A 19,610-nucleotide genomic window follows, 5' to 3' on the forward strand; every position below is an offset into this window, starting at 1 on the left:
GGACTGGATGGGCGAATCCGGCGGAATTCGTGGATGATTCGTCAAGCTTTCTGTCGGTCTTTGTTTGCGGAGGAATATTTTGATGAGGTTTATCGGCAAGGCCGCTTTCGCGTTCGCGGCGTTGGGTCTGGCGGGAGGGTCGGTCACCGGTGCTGGTTCGGCTCATGCCGACAACCCGGCGGATGAGCCCGGATTGTTCGGGGCGATCGCCTTCAGTGAACAAAATTGGTCCTACGGCACCAGTGTTGATGCGGACAGTGTCAAGACCGCGATCGACGAGGCACTCGACAGCTGCGGGTGGGACGGTGCCTCCGACTGCGCTGTTGTGGTGACTTGGGCCGACGGCTGTGGCGCGCTGGTTTATGTCGACAACGACTCGATGTACGGGTACGGCAGCGGCGCGGGTCCTGACCGTTCGTCCGCGCTCGCCGCCGCCCACGCCAGCCTGGGCCGGTACTACCCGCAGGCGCTGCTGGCCAACGTCGGTTCCGCAGACCGTGCGGGGACAGGCATCAGCGAAGTGATCTGTACCGCCAACGCGCAACGCTGAGAATTTCCGTCCAGGCCGGCTGAAGGTACGTCCCGCTGAGCGGCCGGTGGGGTTGTGCTGCCGACCGCGCAGCGGCATGCCGGTGCATCTGGCGAATCCGCTGAAAGCCGTATTCGTCTCCGGCTCACTGGAACTCAGTCAGTCTGATCGGCGTAAACGCGACCACTGTCGGCATGCTTCGCACGTAGCGCGGCACGTCGTTCGGCGTCGCGGGCCGCACGACGTTCGCGGGTCCGCGCGGTACGGCCGGTGTGTGACACCTGCTCCGGTTGCTCATCGAACCCGTGGTCCTTCCGGAAGCGATCGAGCACCCAAACTACGGGCACGCTGATCACGTCCCATGCGTAGGCGGCGAGCACCAGCAGGATCAAACCGCCGATCACGAACCACAGCAGGTCGCCGAGCAAAAGATCGAATCCGAGCTTCACCAAACGCGACATGAGAATCCCCCAAGACAGCCACGAACGCGCCGGACCGGCTGCGACCGGGCTGATGGTAGTCGGTTCGGGATGCGGTCCAAAGATCAACTCCCTCAAGGTGATTCATCGGCTCGGGACAGCGTCGTCGACCGCGATCCAAGACAACAACACCTAAGCGCGTTCCGTCGGGTGCGGCTCGGTCGGTACGCCGGCCTACTGGGACATCACGCAGGGGCACCGAGCGGCGGGTGCTCGAGGACGCGTGGCTTGTACTCGACCAACTGGATGCGGCCGTCGAAGGTGCGGTGCTCGATCATCTCGAGGGCAACGTCCGGATAGCCGTCGTAGATGCGCTCTGCGCCCGTGGCGCCGGTGATGACGGGGAACATCACCACCCGGAATCGGTCGACGAGTCCGGCGCGCAGCAGGGACCGGCACAGACTCAGACTGCCGATCGTGGTGAGGAGCCCCGAGCCGCTCGATTTCATGGCGCGGACCGCCTCGATGGCGTCGCCGCGGACGAGCGTGGAGTTGGCCCACGTCAGGGGCTCCTCGAGCGAGGAGGAGAACACCACTTTGGACGCCCGCGTGAGCCCGTCGACCGACGCCTCTTCTTCGGGCCTGAACTCGTCTTGGCCATCCGGGACCTCACCGGCGGCGAAGCCCGACATCAGGCGGTAGGTGTTCGCTCCCATCAGGTGGGTGGACTCGGGCTGCTCGCCTAACCACGCGAGATACTCCGGGCCCTCGAGACCCCAGAAACCGGGCCATCCCTCCCCCGATGCGTAGCCGTCGAGCGAGGTGATGAAATCGACGAGAAGCTCTGACATAGCGGTGTCCTTTCCTAGGCTGTCATGAGCTTTGACCGGACGGGAGCCGCGAACTCATCGGCCGTCGCCGAACGATCTCGATGCAAATCCCTGAACGGCGTCTGTGGATGTCTCGAGCCGCAGCGGCTCCCGGACCCGCGCCGCACGCTTCGCGGCGTCTTCTTGCGTCAATTAGAAATACTTTGGGCCAGAGGCTAATTAGAGCCATGACGGATCCCTCAGGCAGCCAGCGCCGCACACAACTCGCCACTGCACTTGGGGCCTGCGACCATCCGGTTCAGCCGTGGGCCAATTCCTCGGCCATGCGGGCGGTGATGACGGCCAGGACTCGAGCCGCGGTGGCCAGATCTTCGGGCGAAACCACACCGTAGGCGGCGTCCACGATCGCCCCGGATTCGCTGCGGACCTTGCCCACTATCGCCTTGCCCGCGGTGGTGGACTCGAGTCTGCCGTGGGGTGTGTTGGCCAGTAGCCCCTTGGCAAGTAGTGCGTTCAGAGCAGTTTCGACCTCGGCGGACGTCCATTTGGTCAAGCCGGCGATCCGGTCGATGTGCGCGGTCCGCTCGACCGGCTCGCCCGTGGCCTGATTCAACACAATCCACTGCTTCTCATCCAATGTGGTGCCGTTCAGCGCGCGGGTCAGCACCGCGGTGTGGTGCTTTTCGGCTTGGCCGATGATCGAGGGAGTCAAGGTGGCGGGGTCCGAAGCCTGGCTCGTGGTCGCGGCGACGGTGCTGCTCGCGGGCGGTCCGGCCTCGACGGTCGTTCCGCTGCAACCGGTAAGCAGCAATGCCGCACCGATGGCTGAAATCGCCACGCCGACAACGGTAGTTCTGCTGTTCATTTCGTGAACCTCTGTATATGGTTGGACGAACTCCGCACCGGTGCTCGTTGTGCCGCCACCCCGCGGAGGCTGTGGGCCGGCGGCGAATTCGGTTCAGGCGTGGGCCAATTCCTCGGCCATGCGGGCGGTGATAGTGGCCAGGACTCGAGCAGCGGTGGCCAGATCTTCGGCGGGAACCGCGCTGTAGGCGGCGGCAACGATCGCGCCGGATTCGGCGCGAACCTTGCTCACCACGGCCTTGCCGGTTGCGGTGGGCTCGAGCAGTCCGTGCGGCGTAGTCGCCAACAGAGCGCTGGCGAGCAATGCGTTCGCGGCCGTTTCGACCTCGGTGCGGGTCCACTGAGTCATCGCGGCGACCCGGGCGATGTGGGCGCTGCGCTCGATCGGCTCATCGGCGGCACCGGCTTGATTCAGCACGATCCACTGCTTCTCATCCAAGCTCGTGCCGGTCAGCGCGCGGGTCAGGACCGCGGTGTGATGCTTCTCGGCCTGGCCGATGATCGAGGGGTTCAGGGTGGTCGGGGCGGTAGTGGTGCTCATCGCGTTCTCCTCATTCGGGTGGTGCTCGGTGACGTGATTGATTCTGACACTAAGTATCAGAAGTGCACAAGTCCCAACTAGAACTAAGTTTCTTTTGGGTCGCAGGTTCTTCGGGCGCTAGGATCAGGGCATGCCTGCAGACGATCGCGCCCTGCCGCTTCGGGAACGCAAGCGAGTCCGCACCCGACGTGCCCTGGCCGACGCCGCACTGGCGCTGTTCACCGAAAAGGGTTTCGCCGCCACCACCGTGGAGGAACTGGTCGAGGCAGCCGAGGTTTCGCGCAGCACGTTCTTCCGCGCATTCCCCACCAAGGAGGCCGTGGCCGTCGAGGCCGAGACCGAGCTCTGGACCGGCTATCTCCAAGCCCTCGCCGCGCGTGAACTCACCGGACCGATCCTGACCGCGTTACGCGACGTCCTCACCGACGCGGCCACCGCGCTGCCCGACGACTGGGATAAGCGCTACATCGCCACACGCAGCCTGATCCTGACCGCCCCCAGTCTGCTCGGCTACCTCGAATACGCCCGCTCGGGTGTGGAAGCCGAAGTGACAGCACATCTTTCGGAAAAGCTCGCCCTGCCTCCCGGCGATCTACGCCTCCGCATCCTCGCCGAGCTGACCACTACGGCCTGGAGTATCGCCGGGCGGGCCTGGGTCACCGCCGACGGCGCCGGCGGCCGATCCGCGCTCATCACCCGCCTGCACGAGGCCTTCGCCGCCATCCCCGACGCCCTGCGAACAATGGGGCCCACGCTCACATAACAACGCGGGATCGCGCCCCGCCCAACAGCATTGCGATCGCCGGGAATCGGATTTGCCTATGCGCTGAGCACAGCGGTCTCGTTCGCCGACTGCGCGGAAGCTCGGCCGGTACAGACACCGTAGAGCCCGAGAAGCCGCGCTGGCCGGATCAGTCAGCGCGGCTTGCGGCGATCGAGAAGTTTCAACCACCGGGGCTGGGTTCGGGGGTCCGGCGCGTTGCCGAGTCGAACCGGACACGCGAACCTTTACGCCGGCGGGCTGGCGTGAGCCAATTCGGCGAGTTCGGACAGGAACTGGACTGAGGAAACGGGCTTGCCTTCCTTTCCGATCGGTGAGGGGTCCAGCGGCACGAGAATGTCGGCAGTCGAGGCGTGCAACCACAGCGCCATCACATAGAGGGCGGGGATGCGCAAGAGCCGGAGTTCGAATCCGGTAGCCGCCAACTCGGGCAGCTTGCGGACCATTTTCAAGGTTCTGTCGGTGGCGAGGACGAACGGTCCTTCGGTGAATTGCGACATCTCCTGGGTGCCGTCGGGGGCCTGCGTGGTTTCGGCGCTGGCGACAATTTGCGCGCCGTCCACGACGAGGTAGCGCCAGCCCACCGGCTGTGCGGCCTCGAGGCCGGCGCCGTCGACGATGTCGTCCAGTCCCATGCTGAAGATCTGATGGGGAGTGGACAGGTCGAGTTGGTCCTTGCGGGCTCCGCGTAGCGCCTTGGTCGAGAATTTCGCGTCGTCGGCGAAGGCCCGGAGTTTCCCCTTGACCTTGTCCGGAACCTCGGCGGGCGGGTTGGGCAGATGCAGTGGCATGATCGGATCTCCTCAGCGCTTGGTCTTGTAGCTGACGTTCCAGGTTCCGTTGCCCTGGTACCTGTTTCGGAAGACGTCGTAGGTGACATCGGAGTCGCCGTACCAAGGATCGGCGACGCTGACGTAGTCGACACCGCCCGACACCGAACGTCCGCGCAGCGCGGCGATGTGGCCGCCGCCGCCCTGCCAGGCGATGTTCACGATGACCGGCGCGGATTTGGCCAATTCGGCACCGAGCTGAGCGCTGGTCAAGGCGTTGTTCAGACGCGCGTTGAGCCGCCCGATCCGCGTCAGCGCGGTATCGGGCCAGCGGCCCTGGTTGCAGGGCGATACGGCGCCCGCGCCGACCACGCAATCATTCCTGCCCAACTCGGCGTTGGCCATTTTGCCCTGGGTCCAGGTGGAAGCCGGGTTGTAGTACGCCTCGGTGCTGACCGTGGCCGCGTCCCAGCACCACATGGTTTGCTCTTGGTGCTGCATGGCGAAGTCGAGCCGTTGGTCGTCCATGGCTAGAACGAACTTCTCATGGGTGCCGCCATCGGCGCCGAATTGGGCGTTGACTGTGCCGCCACCGCCGTCGGTCAGCGCGGTCAGCCCGGTGCCGTTCAACCGTAGGTACACCTTCGGGAAAGCGATCGACTCCAAAGAGAACGATCCGTCTGCCTGCGGGCTGGGATGGAACTTCTCCCACGGGCCGGGGGCAGTCGCGTTGTACTGGGCGTTGACCGTGCCGCCGCCGGATACGGTCTGGGCGCTCACTCCCGTGCCGTCCATACGTAGGTAGACCTTCGGAAAAGCCACCGACTCGAACCCGACCGAGCCATCGGCTTGAGGTCGCACCCGATACCGCTCATAGTGGCCGGACCCGTACTGGCAGTTGACTTTTCCACTGCCACGGTCGGCGGGGGCGGTCACCCCGGTGGCGTCCATCCGCAGGTACACATTGGGAAACGCCGTCGACCGAATGGTGATCGGCGTCTCCCCCAGCGTTGCGAGGTCGGCTACTGACAATGCCATGATGAGCCTTCTTCCATGCAGGGTTATCCCAGGTCAGGGTCGAAACCCGCTGCGCTGAAGGCTATTTCGGCCGATGCCGGTGAGATGGACTCAGTTCAACACAAAAGACGGCGGCGCGCACCGTCTTCGGCTCCGGAACGGTTACTCGTTCGGCAAGCACCCTGAACACGAACAATCTTGCCGCTCAGAATAATTGGTATCGCAGCTAAGGCAGCAACCACGGCCACCATCAGCGTTCTGCGTGAACTGCTGCGTCAGTCCGTCAGCCAGTGCAGTTCGTGTGCCACGGTTTTGGCGACGGTACGGATGCGGCGGTGTAGTGGCGACTGCTCGCGTGGAAGGACCAAATGGATCGTCAAGGTAGCTGCGCCCCGCAACGGCCGCCACGCGAGCCCTGCGGCTAGTGCCGTGACCGCGGCTTCTCCGGCCGGGGCGAGGGTCAGACCGTCGCGTAGGTCGTGCTGCGACATGTCGAAAGACACTGCGAGCGTGTGGAATCGGGGGGTCGGCTGGATGTCGCGAAACAGTGCGGACAGCTCATCGTGGATCACGGGGTTGGCCGCGCGGTCCGGGAGTCGCAGCGGATACGCGGCGGCGTCGGCGATCTCGATCTCCGGGTGTTCGGCCAGCGGATGATGCTGTGCCAATTGGACCCCGACGCGCTCGCGCCGCAGCAGGAACCGGCGCACGCCACGACCCGGCTGTTCCCCGCGGGTGATCCCCGCGTCGATGCGGCCGTCGGCGACCGCGGCCGAGATCTCCGGTGTCGCCATCGGGATCGCGCCGACCGCGAGACCTGGGCTGCTTCGGATGAGCCTGTCCACCAGGGCCGGTACCGTCTCGGCCCCCGTACTGAGGCTGTAACCGATGCGCAGCGTGCCCAGTTCACCAGCCCCCGCATTCCGGGCGGTGTCCCATGCCCGGTCCAGCGCAGCCAGCGCGGGCGGGCCGGACTCCGCCAAAGCCGCACCGGCCGTGGTCAATACGACGCTACGCGTGTTGCGAACCAGCAGGGCTGTACCTAGTTCCGCCTCCAATCGGCGCATCCGGGCGCTGAGCGCGGGCTGTGCGATACCGATCCGTGCGGCCGCGCGAGTGAAGTTCAACTCGTGCGCCAGCACCAGGAAGTACCGCAGGCTCACCGTATCCGGCGCCACATGCCCCCCTCGATTGATAACCATTCGTTCTGAGTTTATCCCGTATCGGTCTTTCCCTCGACCGCGCAGCAAGCCCTAACCTGCGCATATGACGATTCAACCAACCGCGGTAGCGGACATCGCAGTCACAAGCATTTCTGATCTGGACGGAGGTCGTCATGCATAAGACGGTGGTCCTGTATCCCATGCCTGACGACCCTGACCATTTCCGCGACTACTACGTGACCAACCACCTTCCACTGGTCAGGGAGTGGCCCGGCGTCCTCGCGTGGCGCTACAGCTTCGACGTGGCGGCGATCGACGGAGAAGCGCCGTATTTCGCGGTCTTCGAAGCCGACTTCGCTGACGCCGCCGCCCTGGCCGCGGCGCGGGAGTCGCCGCAAGGCCGGCGACTGGCCGCCGATGTCGTCAACTACGCCACCGGCGGTGTGGTCGTCATCGACTATCCGGTCCAGGACGGCACCGGCTGAGGTCGGCCGGCATCGCTCTCGCCGTGAAACGCCACGGCGACAAGATGCTCATCACTGGTGATGAGCAGCGACCACAGCCGACCGGCGCGGTAGCAGCAAGGCGGGGATCAACGCGAGCGCTATCACGACCGGAGCGATCAGGTAGGTGTGCTGGAACGCTTCCGCCAGGGCGGGAGCGATCTCGGCGCGCTGCGCCGGACCCATACCGTGCAGCGCTTGCAGCCCGCCGGTCACTGGGAGCAGCGCGCCCAGGGTGACCGAGGACACCGCGGTGCCGACCGCCAGGGCGGTGGTGCTGATCATGTTCAGCACCGTCGATCCCGCCGGTTGATCCACCCGGCTCAGCGACCGGGTCGCGGTGGTCATGACCGGCATCATGGTGCCGCCGCCACCGGCGCCCATCAGCAGCATGCTCGCACCGAGCGCCCAGTACGGCGCGTCCGCGTCCAGCTGGACGATGAACAGCACGAAACCGGTGAGCGCCACCGTGATCGACACCGGCAGGTAGCGGCCGGGCGGAATCCGATCGATCAACCGGCCCGCCACCTGCATGGTCAGACCGGAGGCCAGCGCGAACGGAATACCCAATGCGCCTGCCACCAGGGCTGATTCGCCACGAACCACTTGAAAGTACAAGGGTAGTAACAGCATCGAACCGAAGTAGCCGCTCGCGAACAAAGCCAGCAGCAGCGCGGCGGTGCCGCTGACCCGGTTGCCCAACACCCGCAGATTCAGCAGCGGCTGCGCGATGGTCAGCGATCGGCGCACGAAGGCGGCGATGAGCCCGGCCCCGGCCAGCAGCGGGACCAGCACGGCGGGCGTGACGAATCCGGCCTGTTCACCGGCCGCGGTCACCCCGTAGATCAGCAGGGCCAAGCCGGGTGACATCAACAGGAGTCCGGGCAGGTCGAGCGCGTGCCGCGGTTCCGGCAGGTCGTCGGGCACGATCCGGGCGGCCAATACCAGCACCAGCGCACCCATCGGCAGATTGATGAAGAACATCCACCGCCACGACACCTCGTCGATCAGGTAGCCGCCGATTACCGGGCCGAGCAGCGGGCCGACCAGAATGGCCAGACCCAGGGTGCTCATCAGCCGTCCGAGCCGATCCGGCCCGGCCGCACGCAGCAGGATCGTCATCGCGACCGGCATGAGCAGGCCGCCGCTGGCGCCCTGCACGACTCGAAAAGCGATGAGCGACTCCATGTTCCAGGCCAGTCCGGCCAGCATCGAGCCGACCGCGAAGGCGGCGACCGCGGTCAGGTACAGCCGTTTGGCGCCGAACCGGCCGACCAGCCACGCCGAGGCCGGCACCACGGCGCCGAGTGCGAGTGAATAGCCGGTCGCCACCCACTGGATGGTGTTCAGGCCCGCGTCGAAGTGCGCGGACAGCGTGTTGATCGAGACATTGACGATCGTTTGGTCCAGTGTGGCCATGATCGTGCCGAGCACCAGCACCAGCACGATCGTCATCGGGTTGCGGGCGGCGGTCGGCGCCGCGGAAGTCGTCGCGGTAGTGGTCACGACCCTCACGCTCCGTACGGGTTGGCGGCACGGGCGGCGCGCAATGCCTCACCCCACCAAGTCAATTGCTTCAGCAGGGCTTTGGTGGCGGTGACCGCGTCGGTCGGTTCGGTGAGTTCGCCCGCGTCATCGAATCGGCGCCACGGGTTCGCGAAGCTGACGGTGTCGCGGATGGTGACCGCGTGCAGTTCGGCGAAGACCGGCCGCAGGTGTTCCACCGCGCGCAGACCACCGGAGATGCCGCCGTAGGAGACGAAACCCACCGGCTTGGCTTGCCATTCGACGTGATGTTCATCGATCAGGTTCTTCAGCGCGCCCGGGTAGCTGTGGTTGTACTCGGGCGTCACCACCACGAACGCGTCAGCGCGCGAGAGCTTTTCGGCGGTCTCCGCCCGTGACGGATGATCGGTGACCGCACCGAAGGCGTGCGGCAGCGCGACCTGCAGGGTATCGACGATCTCGACCTCGAGGGTGTCGTGGCGCCGGAGCTGACCGACGAACCAGCCCGCGATAGTCGTGCCGAAGCGGCCCTCCCGCGTGCTGCCGACGACGACCGCGACCCGCAGCGGATCCGCGTCCCGAACGCGTTGCGACCCTTCGGTATTGACGTGCCAGTTGCTCATGAGGCCCCTCCTCTGGACGATCGCGCCGGCCTTGGCGCTGTCCACAGCCTCCAACCTCAACCAATCTTCGGGTCAACCCCTGTGATCGAGGCGACATCGCCCGGCTCGACCACGTGCTGTCCGAAGCACAAAAATCGGCTAGGTCGCCAGTCCGATGACGGCCTCCAGGTCGTCGAGGCCGGCCAAGTGCGCGGTGAGTTCGCTGCGTTCGGCCGCGGTGAGGGGGACGGCGCGGGCACGGGTGAGGGCATCGACCGCGGTGGTCGTGTCGTCGGCGCGAATGGCGAGTTCGGCGCGGTAGGCCAACGCCTCGACCAGTTCGGCGGCGGGCGCGCGATACTGCTCCCGGACCAGCATGGCGTCCAAAATCTTTGCCGCCTGCAGAATGTCGCCCTTGGAGTCGCCGAGCACGACGGCATTCTCCAGCGCCCTGGCCAGCTTGCCGACCTCGGACGCACCGGTGCCGCCGGTACCCGGGGAAGCGAAGATCCGGATCCAGTTCCCGCCGGGGTCGATGACCGTGAAACCGGAGTAGTTGTCGGCGTTCTTGCGTTTCCGCGGGCGGGTCATCCGTGGGATCCCGGAGACCAGAAGTTTGCCGTGGACCGCGCGCATGCCCGCGGCAAACGCCTCGAACAGCTGCTGAGTGTCGGGCACGAGGACCACACAGCTTCCGTAGGAGTCCTCGGGTTTGAAGTCCGGCAGGCCGAAGAACTGCAGTTGCAGGTCTTCTCGCTGCAGGCCCACGCAAGGATACGGGCGGGCCTGATAGTAGGTCCGGGTGAAGCTAAGCATGGTGTAGAACTCGTCGATGTCGTCGATAGACCCGCAGGGAAGCAGCGGGACGGTTATCTCGTGGGCCATGACATTTCTCCGTCTCGCAAAGGTTCGCCGATGCTCGCGGCGGGCGCTTGAAACACGGAACCCTTTGTGCCAGTGGGCCACTCCTGCACACCCCATGACTTCGAATCCGATAGCCGTGTGCGCGCCCGCGCAGCGCTCCTAGAACCAGAAGTCGCACCGGCTTCATCGAGCCTCTTCCGCCTGCAGTAGCCGGTTTTGGCTACTGCAGGAAGAATACTCCACGTCGATCCATTAGCCAAACTTGGTTACATGCGGATCGCGCGCCGTGGCAACCGAATCCGGTAGCCGCCACACCATCGGCCGCAGTCACACAACTCGCGCTTCCCCGCCGGCTCGACTCCCTCGGGTGTGACCTGATTGCTGACGTCGCCGAAAATCCTTGCACGCTAACATTTCTCGGCGCAGCTGCCGGTCCACGTGTCTCCGACGCGGCGAAGCTGAGCGCCTGGGCACTGTCACTCGCCCTGCCTCGAGTCAGCCCGTGCGGGGGGTAGGTTCGAGCTTCTCCGGTGCGCGGATGGTCGACTCTTCGCCGCAGGACCCGGAGTCAGCCAGATACTTGGCACCCGCTGACAAATGAATCCAGCCGAGCGAAAACTATGTGGCGGGCTTGATCCGCAGTGATGTTGCCGGTCAGAGTGAGTCCGGCAAGGCCGGTGGACAGCGCGAGGAGTTCGCGCGCGGCTTCGACGACGTCGAGATCGGTTGTTACCGTGCGGCCCAGCAGAAGTGCGATCAGGTCGATCAGCCCGCTGTAGCCCTCGGTCATCTGGATGGCGAGATTCGGGCGCGGCAGCGCGTGTGTCTCGAACGCCTGCATGATCCGGAACAGTCGGCGGTCGGCGGCTGTTCGCGGAATAGTTTCGGCGAGTATGGCGCGTAGTACCGCGATCGGGTCGTCGGTGCCCGCTATCGCGACTTGCTCGCGAACTCGGTTGCCGCCGACCTCGGTGATGCTGGTGAACGCTGCCGCCAGCAGATCCTCCTTAGTCGGGAAGTAATGCTGGACTCGGCCGATGGAGACGCCGGCCTGCTGGGCGACGTTGCGGATGCTCACCCCTTCCACCCCTTCGGTATCCACGATCGTGAAAACCGCCTCCAGAATCGACTGCCGTCGCTCGTCGTGCGCGGCACCCACACCGCGCACTGGCGCACCCTTGCCGCTCACCGCCGCCTCCTTTCCGTTTCGATCGTATTGGTTTGACTCTAGTCCAGGGCCAAGGCTAATCTGGCGATATCAAATCAATACGATCGTATCGATAAGGGAGAATCATGCTCGAAACACTGGGGTTGCTTCTGCTCATCCAGGGCGTCGGCGGGCTGATCAACAACCTCGCCGGGGGCTCGAAAAGCTGGTTCTTACTGAACTATGTCGACCTTCCGGACTGGGCGCGGCTGGTCGGGTACCTACTCCTGAGCGCAGCCGGTGCTGTGGTCCTGCTGTGGCGCAAGGGGTTTCGCTGACAGTCTTTGCCAAGCCGGACCTCACCGTCGAGCCGGACAGATCACGCCAGCGGCAATCCGGCTCAACCGTTGTCGGGTAGACGGACGATATGCGGGATGCCGACGGGGTTACTGATCCAGTGGGCGTCCATGCCCGAGGGCATCGGTTCCAGCTCGTCCTGCACGAAAACTCCGTGTGCGGCGAGGTGTTCGGTTGCGCGGTCGACGTCGTCGGTGAACAGTTCCAGCCAGAGGTCGGCACGAGCATAGTTATCGACACGGTCCAGCCACAGGGTTACGGGCCCGAACTGGATGGAGGCGCTCTGAATCACGCCTTCGGCGACGGATTCGCCGCTGTTATCAGTAACTTCCATACCCAGGGTGTCCCGGTAGAAGGCGACCGTCCGATCGAACTGCGCTTTGGGAAGTTTCATGGCGATATTGTGTCCGCCGCGGAATGTGGGGGTCATGATTCGGTTCTCCTAGAGGCGATCAAGGTGGTCGCGGAGCGCGCTGAGGCGTCCGTCCCAGTTGTGTGCGAGTGCGGCGAGAAATGACTGAGCAACGGTCATCGGCTGGGTCTGCAGGTAATAGTGGATCCGGCGTCGCTCGCCGGGTTCGGCGCGGACGAGGCCGGCATCGGCAAGAAGACCGAGATGTTTGGCGATCGCCTGTCGCGAGATCGGCAACCGGTCCGCCAGATCGGTCGCCGTCGCTGGACCGTGCGCGGCGAGTTCGGCGAGAATGCCGCGTCGCGTCGGGTCGGCCAGCGCTGTGAATACCGCCTGCGCGATCAGCTCCGCGTCGGGATGCTCAGGCACTGACATCGAGATACTCGACGAGCTCGGCCAGTTCCATCGCCCACCCCTCGACGTTGCCTTCGTATGCCCCCGCCAAATGGTCTGGCAGTTGCGCGAACCCTATTTCCACCACCGTGAGCCGGGTGCCGGTGGGCGTCGGTCGCAGGGTGAATTCGACACGTGTGCGGCGCGGATCGCTGGGCGGCAGCCCCTCGATCGGCCAGGTGAACGCGAACCTGCTGGGCGGCTCGACAAGCTGGATCCGCAGTGTGTGCGGCCCGTCCTCGTGCCACCACACCCGCACTGTGCCGCCGGGACGCAAGTCATCGATGTCAGCGCGGGAACCGAACCAACTTCCGAGACCTTCGGCCGTGGTCAGGGCGTTCCACACCTTCTCAGGCGGGTGCGGCAATTCGAGCTCCCGCTCGATGCGATCGGGTACCGGCAACACGGCCTCCATGTATAGCAACCAGATGATTGCAATACTGTATCGCAACCGATCGGTTGCAACAAGTTGAGTTCGGCATCTTTGCTGACGGGTTCGATCCATCGCCACCTCGAGCACCCATACCCGACGGGGGCACAGGCGATCATCACAACACTTCATCGAACGCGACGGTGTGAGTGAGCGCGAGCTACACGGGCACAAGCGAAAAAGGCCGTAGCGCAGCAAAATTCGAACACGCCGAGGCTCGGATCGCCGTAGTGCTCGGCGCCGGAACGCTCGCCAGCCGAGGCAGACACGGCCTCCTGGCGAAGTCCGTTCGCACTGACAGCGAGTCAGCAGTTTCGTTCGTCGGACCCGTCACCACAGTCATCGTCGCCGTCGCACAGCCATTGCTTCTGCACACACCTGTCGTTATCGCATTTGAATTCGTCCGGCCCGCACAGGCGCAACCCACTGTGGCATTCGCTGCGCGCTGCCCCTGGGCCGAAATCGAAGGACATCAGCGTCTCAGGGTTGACCGGGGCAGCGGATTCGGCCATCGCTGGCGCCGACACCAGTGTCAGCCATATCGCGGTAGCCCCCAAAGCTGTCGCAAAGACGGAAACGACACGCATGCAGAAACCTCCGTAGTGAGATTCGGTCAGGTACGGAAATTCGGTATCCAGCACAGAATCGAGCGCTTGTCCTGCCCAGGATCGCACACTCGATCGTCGAATCGACGGAGGCCGACATGCCGAAGGCGGGGTCGACTATCAGCGATCAGCAGTCGCAACGAAGTGGTGACGGTGTTCGTGGAGGAACTCGGTGAACGTCTGCGGCGGGTGGCCGATGGCCTCCGCGAAAGCGGCGGGATCGATCGGCGGAGCTGAGGGCAGGCGGGAGAAGACCGCACCGATGGCCGAAATGTGCTGTGCCATCGCTGGGTTGACCGACGACTCGGTGCCGCTGTGCGCCAGGTCTTCCAATTGGCGCTGCCATTGTTCGGCGGACACAGGGGTGTACTTAACCGGTGCTCCCGTTTCGGCGCCGATGAGGGTGGCGATCTCGGCGTGGCTGTGCACGGTCGCCGCCTGCGGGTAAACCGTGGTGCCACGGGGGTATCGGGTCGGGTCGATCAGAGCCGCCACGGCGAGGTCGGCGGCGTCCCGACCGCTGATCCACGGCACCACGGCATCGCCGAAGCTATTGGCGAAACCGCCTGTGCGGCGGATGGATTCGCCGTGCAACAACACGATGTTCTCGTAGAACAACGCCGCGATCCGCAAGATCGTCGGTTCGAGTCCGGCCCAGGACAGCACCTCCTCGGCGATCCACTGCGCGCGTCCCAAACCGCTCGGGCTGTCGGAGGCGGAGACCGCCATCGACATCACCACCACTCGCGGCTTGGTTTCCGCACGGCGGATCGCGGCGGCCAGATCGGCCGCAGCCTGGACGATGCCGGGAGCTACCGGATAGGTGAAATACACAGTGTCCGCGTCCTGTACGGCCGCGTCGAGCGTCCGGTTGTCCAGGAGATCGCCGATGACGATCTGCGCGCCGAGAGCCCGAAGACGTTGTGCGCGTTCGTCATCGGCGCGTACCAGTACCCGGACCGCGTGTGCGTGTTCGCGCAGACGCCGCACCACGTGGGAACCGGTTCCGCCATGCCGGCCGCCCGCGCCGATGACCAGCGTGCGGGGTCCGGAGCTGTCGGGAAGAGAAGTCACAGTGCGCCTATCGGTCGTTCACCACGAGGTGAGATGTGGCGGCTCCAGGTCGGCCGCGGCGCTCACACTAAAACCAGTGACTACTATTATGCAAGTAACTCAGTTGATGAGAGGATCAGTGGGTGCGACGAACGAGTTTCCAAGCGATGGGGTGCCCGATCGCGGGCGCACTGGAGTACGTCGGCGACTGGTGGACGTTGCTGATCGTGCGCGACGCACTGGACGGGTTCACCAGATTCGACGAGTTCGAACGCAATCTCGGCATCGCCCCGACCATGCTGACCAAACGATTGCGCACGCTGGTCGAATCCGGGTTGCTCGAACGTAGGCGCTACAGCCAGTCCCCGCCCCGCTACGAGTACCTCATCACAGACATGGGGCGCGACCTTTCCCCGGTTCTCATCGGCCTGTACGTCTGGGGCCGCAAGCATGCGGGAACGGATACGCCGAGCGTGGTCCTGACCGATCGCGACACCGGGGCTGAGATCGTGCCCGGCCTCGTGGACCAACAGAGCGGTCGCCCCCTGTCCGCCCTGAACCTCAGTTTTCTCGCCGGACCGGGAGCCGATCAACCCATGCGTGAACGTCTCGACCCCGAGTTGCGGGCAGCGCGGAACCACGAGAAGTGATCGGCCGGAAAGAACCGATGAGGAATAGCGCCCAGCGAGATTACGGCGGGCAAAACTCATTGGACGAATTACCCGCGTGCGGAACCGCTTTCGATGAATTCACGGATGAAGCAGAGCGGGCAGATGGGATCGAACGGTGCGGTGACCTGGGTCGAGGCGGTGGGCGACGGTCCGATCGGCGCGGCCACGGCCAGGGCGGGCTGTAGGGCGAGAGCGACAGTAAACGCGCCGCCGACAATGACATTCAGCATGGGACGGTACAAGAGATCCTCCACGTGGATGCGATGAGACGTGAGAGTAGCAAGGCCCGGCGCGGCGGGTCATGCCCCCAATTCCAGCGAGGCATTCATCCAGCCTGATCTTCTCCAGGTAACGGATTCAGCCGAAAACTCAGCTGCGTGCCGAGCTCTCGGAAGCCCAGAGCGGCGGCGACCCGCCTGGACTCGGTCGTGCGGGCACGCCACTGCGGGACCAGGCCCTGCCTGAGGGCGTGCTCTACGGCGGCCGAGGCAGCAGCACGGGCCAAGCCCTGACCGCGCCGATCAGACGCGGTCAGCACCGAGACATGCGCTGTGCGGTTCGGCCAGACCCGATACCCGGCGGCCGAGACAACCACCCCGGCCGAGCACACGACGAACGCCGACGAGGTGATCTCGTCCAACCCGCTTTCGTCGCGGTCGGCCGCCCGGGACTCCTGCAAGGATTCGCCCAAGGCCGCGTTCTGCAGCGGTACTCGATCGACTTTGCCCGCCGTGACCGGTCGAAACAGGTCCACGTCGAAGTAGGCAAGCACCGCGGGACCGCGCACCTCGGCAACGGACAGCACAGTGCCCAGCCGCTCCGCGTTGCCGATCTCTGTAACCGGGATCTGCATTCCAGCGACTCGAATTCGCTCTGCCGCAAAGGCATCGGGTGCAGTCGCAATCGCCGAACCCCGCACCACCACGACACCGGCCCACGCCGCTGGACACATCAACGACCTCGGCGACACCGCCACTTGCAGACGGCCGGGCGTGCAGGAAACCGGCACTACCGCCAGTTCCGCCCACAACGCCTGCGCGTGAGCAACCACAGACGCCAACGACATAAATCCCCCCGGAGTCCAGTATCGACAGCGAACTTGCCCGCGCATCGGCAGTAGCCGATGTACTGAGCAACCGGGTTACGGCCGCCGAACAACGACAAAAAGTTGCAGGCCACCATGTTCCAAGTTTCAACGGCCACTCGGCGGCCGAGAAAGCCTCGCCGGGCAGCCCACCGGCCACAGTAGTCACGGTCGGCACGCACAATGCTCATCGGCAGATCAGCGTGCCGGCCCAGGAGCCGGTGCGGTGCGGTCCGCGGCTCGGCCGGGGGTTGTCCGACGAGGTTCAGTGGGTGCGACGGAGTTGTCCGACCTGCCTCGCGTTGTTTATTTCCATACGCGCGGAAGTCACACTTCCTGCTCGGTCGCATTCAGGGTTCATCAATTCCAGCCTCCAGGTGTCACCATCGGAATCTTTGGCGACGATGCGAAACACTTTCGACCGGACGCTAGAGCTATCGTACCTACCTTCCAGGGTCCACAGCCTGTGCCCGTCGGGCGATTTGGTCAGATCGGTCAGACTGTGGTTCTCGAATTTGATGTGATGCTTGATCAATTCCGGATCGACCGAATTTCCTGTCGTTCCGGCATAGACGGCCAAATCCCTGTCGCCGGTCCAGCTCTTCAAATCTGCACCGCAGGTGCTGGATGGCGCGGCCGACGCGATCCCGGCCGTTACCGCAGACATCAGGCACAAGCCGATCTGGATCGGAACCAGAACACGCAATGGCATTTCCGTTCTCCTGGGGCCCGGGAGTTGACCTGAACGCTGTAGTCTCTAATCGTCGATGCCGCTGCGATGGGAGTCGGACTCGCCCGATCCATCGTCGCCCCGGTTGTCTGCACTCCTCGAAGACTCCTTAGTGCCGGCCCCACTTTTGCCTTTGCCCTTTCCCTTGCCTTTGCCCTCGCCCTTTCCCTTGCCCTTTCCCTCACCGCCGTCCTCGCTCGGCGCGCCGCCACCCGAGGCGATAACCGACCCCTGACCGAAATCGTGCAAGATGGGCTCTGCCGCCAGCGCCGACGAGGGTGCCGGATTATGGCCAAGCTGGCCCGTGGCCCCTGGGGCGGACGCGGCCAGCACCCCGGCCGCAACGAACACCCCGACAATGACTCGCTGAATCATGGTGGTTCCTCTCTCACTGGTGGAGCGGCACGACCGATCAACCGATCCAGCCTAAGAGTGACGAGCAACCGAGTCCGACACCCCTGACCACACGGCGATTCCGCGATGACCGTCCTGGGCACGATGAAGAGCATCACGGAGCACCGCGTTACGCTGCAGCCAAGCGGGTGAAGATCATGAAGACAGGTTGTGAGGGCGGCGACGTGATCAGCGATGTACATAAAGAAGCTGTCATCCTGGCCGGTGACCGCTACACGCAATTTTCGAACGCGTTGTCGGCATTGCTGGGGACGGGTCCGCTCGACGACATCGTGGTGGAGTACGCCGGGATGAATGTGCCGCTGCCGAAGTTGGCCGAGGTCGATACCACAGGGCCGATATCCTTGATCGCCGCTTTCGACAATGCGGCGGGTGACGCGATTCGAGATGCCCTCGTGCGAGCCGGTTTCCGGGTTCGCATCTCCGCGAAGATCATCAGAGTCACGGCGCCACAGTCGGATCCGCGAGAACAGATCGCGAGAATTGCGGAGCATGCCCACAAGGCCCGCTGCGACGTACGCGACGTGTATGAACACCTCACCGGGCGGTGCCGTCTACTCTTGGCCGACGGGACATTCAGCGCGGACGAAGAGCGCCGCACCCGACGGGCGATCCAGCGTTTGACCGATATGACCATCAGCAATATCGATCTCGACGCGACCAGGTTCATGGCCATGGCGAAGGGGCATCGTCCTGTGCCGTTGGACGACGCCGATGACTGGGAACTCGCCAGGTTTGCCGATACCTACGACGGCTATGCGGCATTCGATGACGACCCGATAGCACGGGGCCGGGCAGTCCAGCAGGTGCGGCGGTTGTGGGACGAGACGGGCTTGCTGTCGAACGACTTGAATTTGCTGCGTACGTGCCTGTTCCTCGAAGTAAAAGCGCATCGGCGGCGCGGCGGCGGCCGACCGTTGAGCGAACAGCCTTTTGTCCGCGCTCTGGTAACCCGAATCAGGGACGTTTCAGGCGGCACCGTGCTCTGGGACGATTTGTAACCGGCCGCTCACTCAGCTGATTACAGCTGGGCGGCAAGGGTTCTCAGTCGGTGGCGGGCGCGCTCCGGTTGTTCGGCTTCGATGACGATTCGTTCCATGACCTGGCGGTAGCGCTCGAGGTCTTGTCGGCGTTCCAGGTAGAGCGCGTTGGTCAGCAGCTCCACGTAGACGATGTCGGGGAGTTCTTGTTCGGCGAATCGGAGGAGTGTGAACGAGCAGCAGCCGGCCGCGGCGGAGATGCCGGCGGTGTAGGGCAAGACCTGGAGTGTCACGTTGGGCATGGTCGACATGGCCAGCAGGTGCTCGATCTGGGCGCGCAGCACCTGGGTGCCGCCGATCGGCCGGTGCAGCACGGATTCCTCCAGCACCGCCCACAGTTTGGGGCCGTTCGGTGCGGTAAGGATTTCCTGACGCCTGCGGCGCAGTTCCACTTGCCGTGCCGCTTCGGTGGTGTCGGGGCCGAGGGCGAGGACAGCTCGGGCGTAATCCTCGGTTTGCAGTAAGCCCGGAACAAGTTGGTTCTCGAAGGTTCTGATCGAGGATGCCGCGCCCTCCAGGCCGAGATAGGTCTCGAACCAGGGCGGAAACAGATCGCCGTAGGTATGCCACCATCCCGGGTGGTTGGCTTTGCGAACCAGATCCAGGAGTCGCTCGCGCTGGTCCGGATCGCTGACGCCGTAGAGGGTCAGCAGGTCGGTGATATCGCGTTCCTTGAAGGCGTGGCGCCCGAGCTCGAGGCGGCTGATCTTGGCATGCGAGCCGCGAATATGTTCACCGGCGGCTTCGCGCGTGATGTCGCATTCTTCCCGCAGCTTACGGAGTTGGCCACCGATCGCGATCCGCAGTGCCGTCGGCCCGCGTTCGGCCACATCGGATCCGAGAACGTCGAGCTTGACCGGTTCCGTACTCATGAATTCCTCAGAC

Annotated in this window: 27 protein-coding genes; 6 read left to right on the plus strand and 21 right to left on the minus strand. The window is 64.7% G+C overall.

Annotated features, from left to right (window positions below; translation table 11 throughout):
• Positions 1–82 precede the first annotated feature (82 nt).
• Complete coding sequence (locus BJ987_RS30350) at positions 83–550, plus strand: DUF4189 domain-containing protein (protein ID WP_209896506.1); 468 nt, start codon at positions 83–85, stop codon at positions 548–550.
• Between the two features lie 134 nt (positions 551–684).
• On the opposite strand, the gene BJ987_RS30355 is transcribed toward BJ987_RS30350, so the two are convergent.
• The 4 genes from BJ987_RS30355 to BJ987_RS30370 all read right to left on the minus strand — a co-directional run bounded on the left by BJ987_RS30355 (position 685) and on the right by BJ987_RS30370 (position 3,183).
• Positions 685–990 carry a hypothetical protein gene (locus tag BJ987_RS30355; RefSeq protein ID WP_209896507.1) on the minus strand — a complete coding sequence of 102 codons (306 nt, stop codon included), beginning with the start codon at positions 988–990 and terminating at the stop codon, positions 685–687.
• 203 nt (positions 991–1,193) lie between these two features.
• On the minus strand, positions 1,194–1,799 hold the full coding sequence (locus BJ987_RS30360; protein WP_209896508.1) for a dihydrofolate reductase family protein: 606 nt from the start codon (positions 1,797–1,799) through the stop codon (positions 1,194–1,196).
• A gap of 277 nt (positions 1,800–2,076) precedes the next feature.
• Entirely contained in the window at positions 2,077–2,643 is a 567-nt protein-coding gene (locus BJ987_RS30365; RefSeq protein WP_209896509.1) for a winged helix DNA-binding protein, read from the minus strand.
• A gap of 93 nt (positions 2,644–2,736) precedes the next feature.
• Complete coding sequence (locus BJ987_RS30370; RefSeq protein WP_209896510.1) at positions 2,737–3,183, minus strand: hypothetical protein; 447 nt, start codon at positions 3,181–3,183, stop codon at positions 2,737–2,739.
• A gap of 130 nt (positions 3,184–3,313) precedes the next feature.
• On the opposite strand from BJ987_RS30370, the gene BJ987_RS30375 reads away from it, so the two are divergent.
• The gene (locus BJ987_RS30375) at positions 3,314–3,946 is read left to right on the plus strand and encodes a TetR/AcrR family transcriptional regulator (RefSeq protein ID WP_209896511.1); all 633 of its coding nucleotides are present in this window, start codon (positions 3,314–3,316) and stop codon (positions 3,944–3,946) included.
• A 245-nt stretch (positions 3,947–4,191) separates the two neighbouring features.
• Here the strand turns inward: BJ987_RS30375 and BJ987_RS30380 are convergent, their stop codons facing one another.
• The 3 genes from BJ987_RS30380 to BJ987_RS30390 all read right to left on the minus strand — a co-directional run bounded on the left by BJ987_RS30380 (position 4,192) and on the right by BJ987_RS30390 (position 6,953).
• Complete coding sequence (locus BJ987_RS30380) at positions 4,192–4,755, minus strand: hypothetical protein (protein ID WP_209896512.1); 564 nt, start codon at positions 4,753–4,755, stop codon at positions 4,192–4,194.
• A gap of 12 nt (positions 4,756–4,767) precedes the next feature.
• The gene (locus BJ987_RS30385; RefSeq protein WP_209896513.1) at positions 4,768–5,772 is read right to left on the minus strand and encodes a papain-like cysteine protease family protein; all 1,005 of its coding nucleotides are present in this window, start codon (positions 5,770–5,772) and stop codon (positions 4,768–4,770) included.
• 254 nt (positions 5,773–6,026) lie between these two features.
• Positions 6,027–6,953, minus strand: a complete 927-nt coding sequence (locus BJ987_RS30390) for a LysR family transcriptional regulator (RefSeq protein ID WP_245366198.1) — start codon at positions 6,951–6,953, stop codon at positions 6,027–6,029.
• 134 nt (positions 6,954–7,087) lie between these two features.
• Here BJ987_RS30390 and BJ987_RS30395 point away from each other — a divergent pair, with 134 nt between their 5' ends.
• Entirely contained in the window at positions 7,088–7,399 is a 312-nt protein-coding gene (locus tag BJ987_RS30395; RefSeq protein ID WP_209896514.1) for an EthD family reductase, read from the plus strand.
• A gap of 51 nt (positions 7,400–7,450) precedes the next feature.
• On the opposite strand, the gene BJ987_RS30400 is transcribed toward BJ987_RS30395, so the two are convergent.
• The 4 genes from BJ987_RS30400 to BJ987_RS30415 all read right to left on the minus strand — a co-directional run bounded on the left by BJ987_RS30400 (position 7,451) and on the right by BJ987_RS30415 (position 11,578).
• The gene (locus BJ987_RS30400; protein WP_307869801.1) at positions 7,451–8,923 is read right to left on the minus strand and encodes a DHA2 family efflux MFS transporter permease subunit; all 1,473 of its coding nucleotides are present in this window, start codon (positions 8,921–8,923) and stop codon (positions 7,451–7,453) included.
• 5 nt (positions 8,924–8,928) lie between these two features.
• Positions 8,929–9,546, minus strand: a complete 618-nt coding sequence (locus BJ987_RS30405) for an NADPH-dependent FMN reductase (protein ID WP_209896515.1) — start codon at positions 9,544–9,546, stop codon at positions 8,929–8,931.
• Between the two features lie 138 nt (positions 9,547–9,684).
• Positions 9,685–10,410 carry a DUF8817 family protein gene (locus BJ987_RS30410; protein ID WP_209896516.1) on the minus strand — a complete coding sequence of 242 codons (726 nt, stop codon included), beginning with the start codon at positions 10,408–10,410 and terminating at the stop codon, positions 9,685–9,687.
• 547 nt (positions 10,411–10,957) lie between these two features.
• The gene (locus BJ987_RS30415) at positions 10,958–11,578 is read right to left on the minus strand and encodes a TetR/AcrR family transcriptional regulator (RefSeq protein ID WP_209896517.1); all 621 of its coding nucleotides are present in this window, start codon (positions 11,576–11,578) and stop codon (positions 10,958–10,960) included.
• 104 nt (positions 11,579–11,682) lie between these two features.
• Here BJ987_RS30415 and BJ987_RS30420 point away from each other — a divergent pair, with 104 nt between their 5' ends.
• Positions 11,683–11,874 (plus strand): hypothetical protein, encoded by a 192-nt coding sequence (locus BJ987_RS30420; protein WP_209896518.1) that lies wholly within the window; start codon positions 11,683–11,685, stop codon positions 11,872–11,874.
• Positions 11,875–11,936: 62 nt separating this feature from the next.
• Here BJ987_RS30420 and BJ987_RS30425 read toward each other — a convergent pair whose 3' ends face one another.
• From BJ987_RS30425 to BJ987_RS30445, 5 genes are all read right to left on the minus strand, one after another.
• Positions 11,937–12,323, minus strand: coding sequence for a VOC family protein (locus BJ987_RS30425; protein WP_209896519.1), 387 nt, complete (start codon positions 12,321–12,323; stop codon positions 11,937–11,939).
• Between the two features lie 12 nt (positions 12,324–12,335).
• The gene (locus tag BJ987_RS30430; protein WP_209896520.1) at positions 12,336–12,680 is read right to left on the minus strand and encodes an ArsR/SmtB family transcription factor; all 345 of its coding nucleotides are present in this window, start codon (positions 12,678–12,680) and stop codon (positions 12,336–12,338) included.
• Positions 12,667–13,113 (minus strand): SRPBCC domain-containing protein, encoded by a 447-nt coding sequence (locus BJ987_RS30435; protein ID WP_245366199.1) that lies wholly within the window; start codon positions 13,111–13,113, stop codon positions 12,667–12,669. Before BJ987_RS30435 ends, BJ987_RS30430 begins: the two co-directional genes overlap by 14 nt.
• 320 nt (positions 13,114–13,433) lie before the next feature.
• The gene (locus tag BJ987_RS30440; protein ID WP_209896521.1) at positions 13,434–13,715 is read right to left on the minus strand and encodes a hypothetical protein; all 282 of its coding nucleotides are present in this window, start codon (positions 13,713–13,715) and stop codon (positions 13,434–13,436) included.
• Positions 13,716–13,853: 138 nt separating this feature from the next.
• Positions 13,854–14,807 (minus strand): NmrA family NAD(P)-binding protein, encoded by a 954-nt coding sequence (locus tag BJ987_RS30445; RefSeq protein WP_209896522.1) that lies wholly within the window; start codon positions 14,805–14,807, stop codon positions 13,854–13,856.
• Positions 14,808–14,929: 122 nt separating this feature from the next.
• Here BJ987_RS30445 and BJ987_RS30450 point away from each other — a divergent pair, with 122 nt between their 5' ends.
• On the plus strand, positions 14,930–15,436 hold the full coding sequence (locus tag BJ987_RS30450; RefSeq protein ID WP_209896523.1) for a winged helix-turn-helix transcriptional regulator: 507 nt from the start codon (positions 14,930–14,932) through the stop codon (positions 15,434–15,436).
• 68 nt (positions 15,437–15,504) lie between these two features.
• Here the strand turns inward: BJ987_RS30450 and BJ987_RS30455 are convergent, their stop codons facing one another.
• The 4 genes from BJ987_RS30455 to BJ987_RS30470 all read right to left on the minus strand — a co-directional run bounded on the left by BJ987_RS30455 (position 15,505) and on the right by BJ987_RS30470 (position 17,646).
• Entirely contained in the window at positions 15,505–15,687 is a 183-nt protein-coding gene (locus BJ987_RS30455) for a hypothetical protein (protein WP_209896524.1), read from the minus strand.
• A gap of 95 nt (positions 15,688–15,782) precedes the next feature.
• A complete protein-coding gene (locus BJ987_RS30460) occupies positions 15,783–16,310 on the minus strand; it encodes a GNAT family N-acetyltransferase (RefSeq protein WP_209896525.1) in 528 nt (175 codons plus the stop codon).
• 496 nt (positions 16,311–16,806) lie between these two features.
• Complete coding sequence (locus BJ987_RS30465) at positions 16,807–17,253, minus strand: hypothetical protein (protein WP_209896526.1); 447 nt, start codon at positions 17,251–17,253, stop codon at positions 16,807–16,809.
• Positions 17,254–17,298: 45 nt separating this feature from the next.
• A complete protein-coding gene (locus BJ987_RS30470) occupies positions 17,299–17,646 on the minus strand; it encodes a hypothetical protein (RefSeq protein ID WP_209896527.1) in 348 nt (115 codons plus the stop codon).
• A 176-nt stretch (positions 17,647–17,822) separates the two neighbouring features.
• Here BJ987_RS30470 and BJ987_RS30475 point away from each other — a divergent pair, with 176 nt between their 5' ends.
• On the plus strand, positions 17,823–18,686 hold the full coding sequence (locus BJ987_RS30475; RefSeq protein WP_245367628.1) for a ribosome recycling factor: 864 nt from the start codon (positions 17,823–17,825) through the stop codon (positions 18,684–18,686).
• A gap of 20 nt (positions 18,687–18,706) precedes the next feature.
• On the opposite strand, the gene BJ987_RS30480 is transcribed toward BJ987_RS30475, so the two are convergent.
• Complete coding sequence (locus BJ987_RS30480) at positions 18,707–19,597, minus strand: Sco1979 family transcriptional regulator (RefSeq protein WP_209896529.1); 891 nt, start codon at positions 19,595–19,597, stop codon at positions 18,707–18,709.
• Between the last annotated feature and the right edge of the window lie 13 nt (positions 19,598–19,610).

The sequence above is a fragment of the Nocardia goodfellowii genome, from assembly GCF_017875645.1.
Classification (GTDB): Bacteria; Actinomycetota; Actinomycetes; order Mycobacteriales; family Mycobacteriaceae; genus Nocardia; species Nocardia goodfellowii.

Bases quoted from the DNA above. Each gene is read 5' to 3' on its own strand.
- BJ987_RS30470 (WP_209896527.1), bottom strand. From the start codon at position 17,646: ATGATTCAGCGAGTCATTGTCGGGGTGTTCGTTGCGGCCGGGGTGCTG.
- BJ987_RS30465 (WP_209896526.1), bottom strand. From the start codon at position 17,253: ATGCCATTGCGTGTTCTGGTTCCGATCCAGATCGGCTTGTGCCTGATG.
- BJ987_RS30365 (WP_209896509.1), bottom strand. From the start codon at position 2,643: ATGAACAGCAGAACTACCGTTGTCGGCGTGGCGATTTCAGCCATCGGT.
- BJ987_RS30410 (WP_209896516.1), bottom strand. From the start codon at position 10,410: ATGGCCCACGAGATAACCGTCCCGCTGCTTCCCTGCGGGTCTATCGAC.
- BJ987_RS30475 (WP_245367628.1), top strand. From the start codon at position 17,823: ATGAAGACAGGTTGTGAGGGCGGCGACGTGATCAGCGATGTACATAAA.
- BJ987_RS30425 (WP_209896519.1), bottom strand. From the start codon at position 12,323: ATGACCCCCACATTCCGCGGCGGACACAATATCGCCATGAAACTTCCC.
- BJ987_RS30380 (WP_209896512.1), bottom strand. From the start codon at position 4,755: ATGCCACTGCATCTGCCCAACCCGCCCGCCGAGGTTCCGGACAAGGTC.
- BJ987_RS30455 (WP_209896524.1), bottom strand. From the start codon at position 15,687: ATGCTGAATGTCATTGTCGGCGGCGCGTTTACTGTCGCTCTCGCCCTA.
- BJ987_RS30390 (WP_245366198.1), bottom strand. From the start codon at position 6,953: ATGGTTATCAATCGAGGGGGGCATGTGGCGCCGGATACGGTGAGCCTG.
- BJ987_RS30460 (WP_209896525.1), bottom strand. From the start codon at position 16,310: ATGCAGATCCCGGTTACAGAGATCGGCAACGCGGAGCGGCTGGGCACT.
- BJ987_RS30435 (WP_245366199.1), bottom strand. From the start codon at position 13,113: ATGGAGGCCGTGTTGCCGGTACCCGATCGCATCGAGCGGGAGCTCGAA.
- BJ987_RS30395 (WP_209896514.1), top strand. From the start codon at position 7,088: ATGCATAAGACGGTGGTCCTGTATCCCATGCCTGACGACCCTGACCAT.
- BJ987_RS30420 (WP_209896518.1), top strand. From the start codon at position 11,683: ATGCTCGAAACACTGGGGTTGCTTCTGCTCATCCAGGGCGTCGGCGGG.
- BJ987_RS30385 (WP_209896513.1), bottom strand. From the start codon at position 5,772: ATGGCATTGTCAGTAGCCGACCTCGCAACGCTGGGGGAGACGCCGATC.
- BJ987_RS30360 (WP_209896508.1), bottom strand. From the start codon at position 1,799: ATGTCAGAGCTTCTCGTCGATTTCATCACCTCGCTCGACGGCTACGCA.
- BJ987_RS30405 (WP_209896515.1), bottom strand. From the start codon at position 9,546: ATGAGCAACTGGCACGTCAATACCGAAGGGTCGCAACGCGTTCGGGAC.
- BJ987_RS30375 (WP_209896511.1), top strand. From the start codon at position 3,314: ATGCCTGCAGACGATCGCGCCCTGCCGCTTCGGGAACGCAAGCGAGTC.
- BJ987_RS30480 (WP_209896529.1), bottom strand. From the start codon at position 19,597: ATGAGTACGGAACCGGTCAAGCTCGACGTTCTCGGATCCGATGTGGCC.
- BJ987_RS30440 (WP_209896521.1), bottom strand. From the start codon at position 13,715: ATGCGTGTCGTTTCCGTCTTTGCGACAGCTTTGGGGGCTACCGCGATA.
- BJ987_RS30350 (WP_209896506.1), top strand. From the start codon at position 83: ATGAGGTTTATCGGCAAGGCCGCTTTCGCGTTCGCGGCGTTGGGTCTG.
- BJ987_RS30370 (WP_209896510.1), bottom strand. From the start codon at position 3,183: ATGAGCACCACTACCGCCCCGACCACCCTGAACCCCTCGATCATCGGC.
- BJ987_RS30355 (WP_209896507.1), bottom strand. From the start codon at position 990: ATGTCGCGTTTGGTGAAGCTCGGATTCGATCTTTTGCTCGGCGACCTG.
- BJ987_RS30430 (WP_209896520.1), bottom strand. From the start codon at position 12,680: ATGTCAGTGCCTGAGCATCCCGACGCGGAGCTGATCGCGCAGGCGGTA.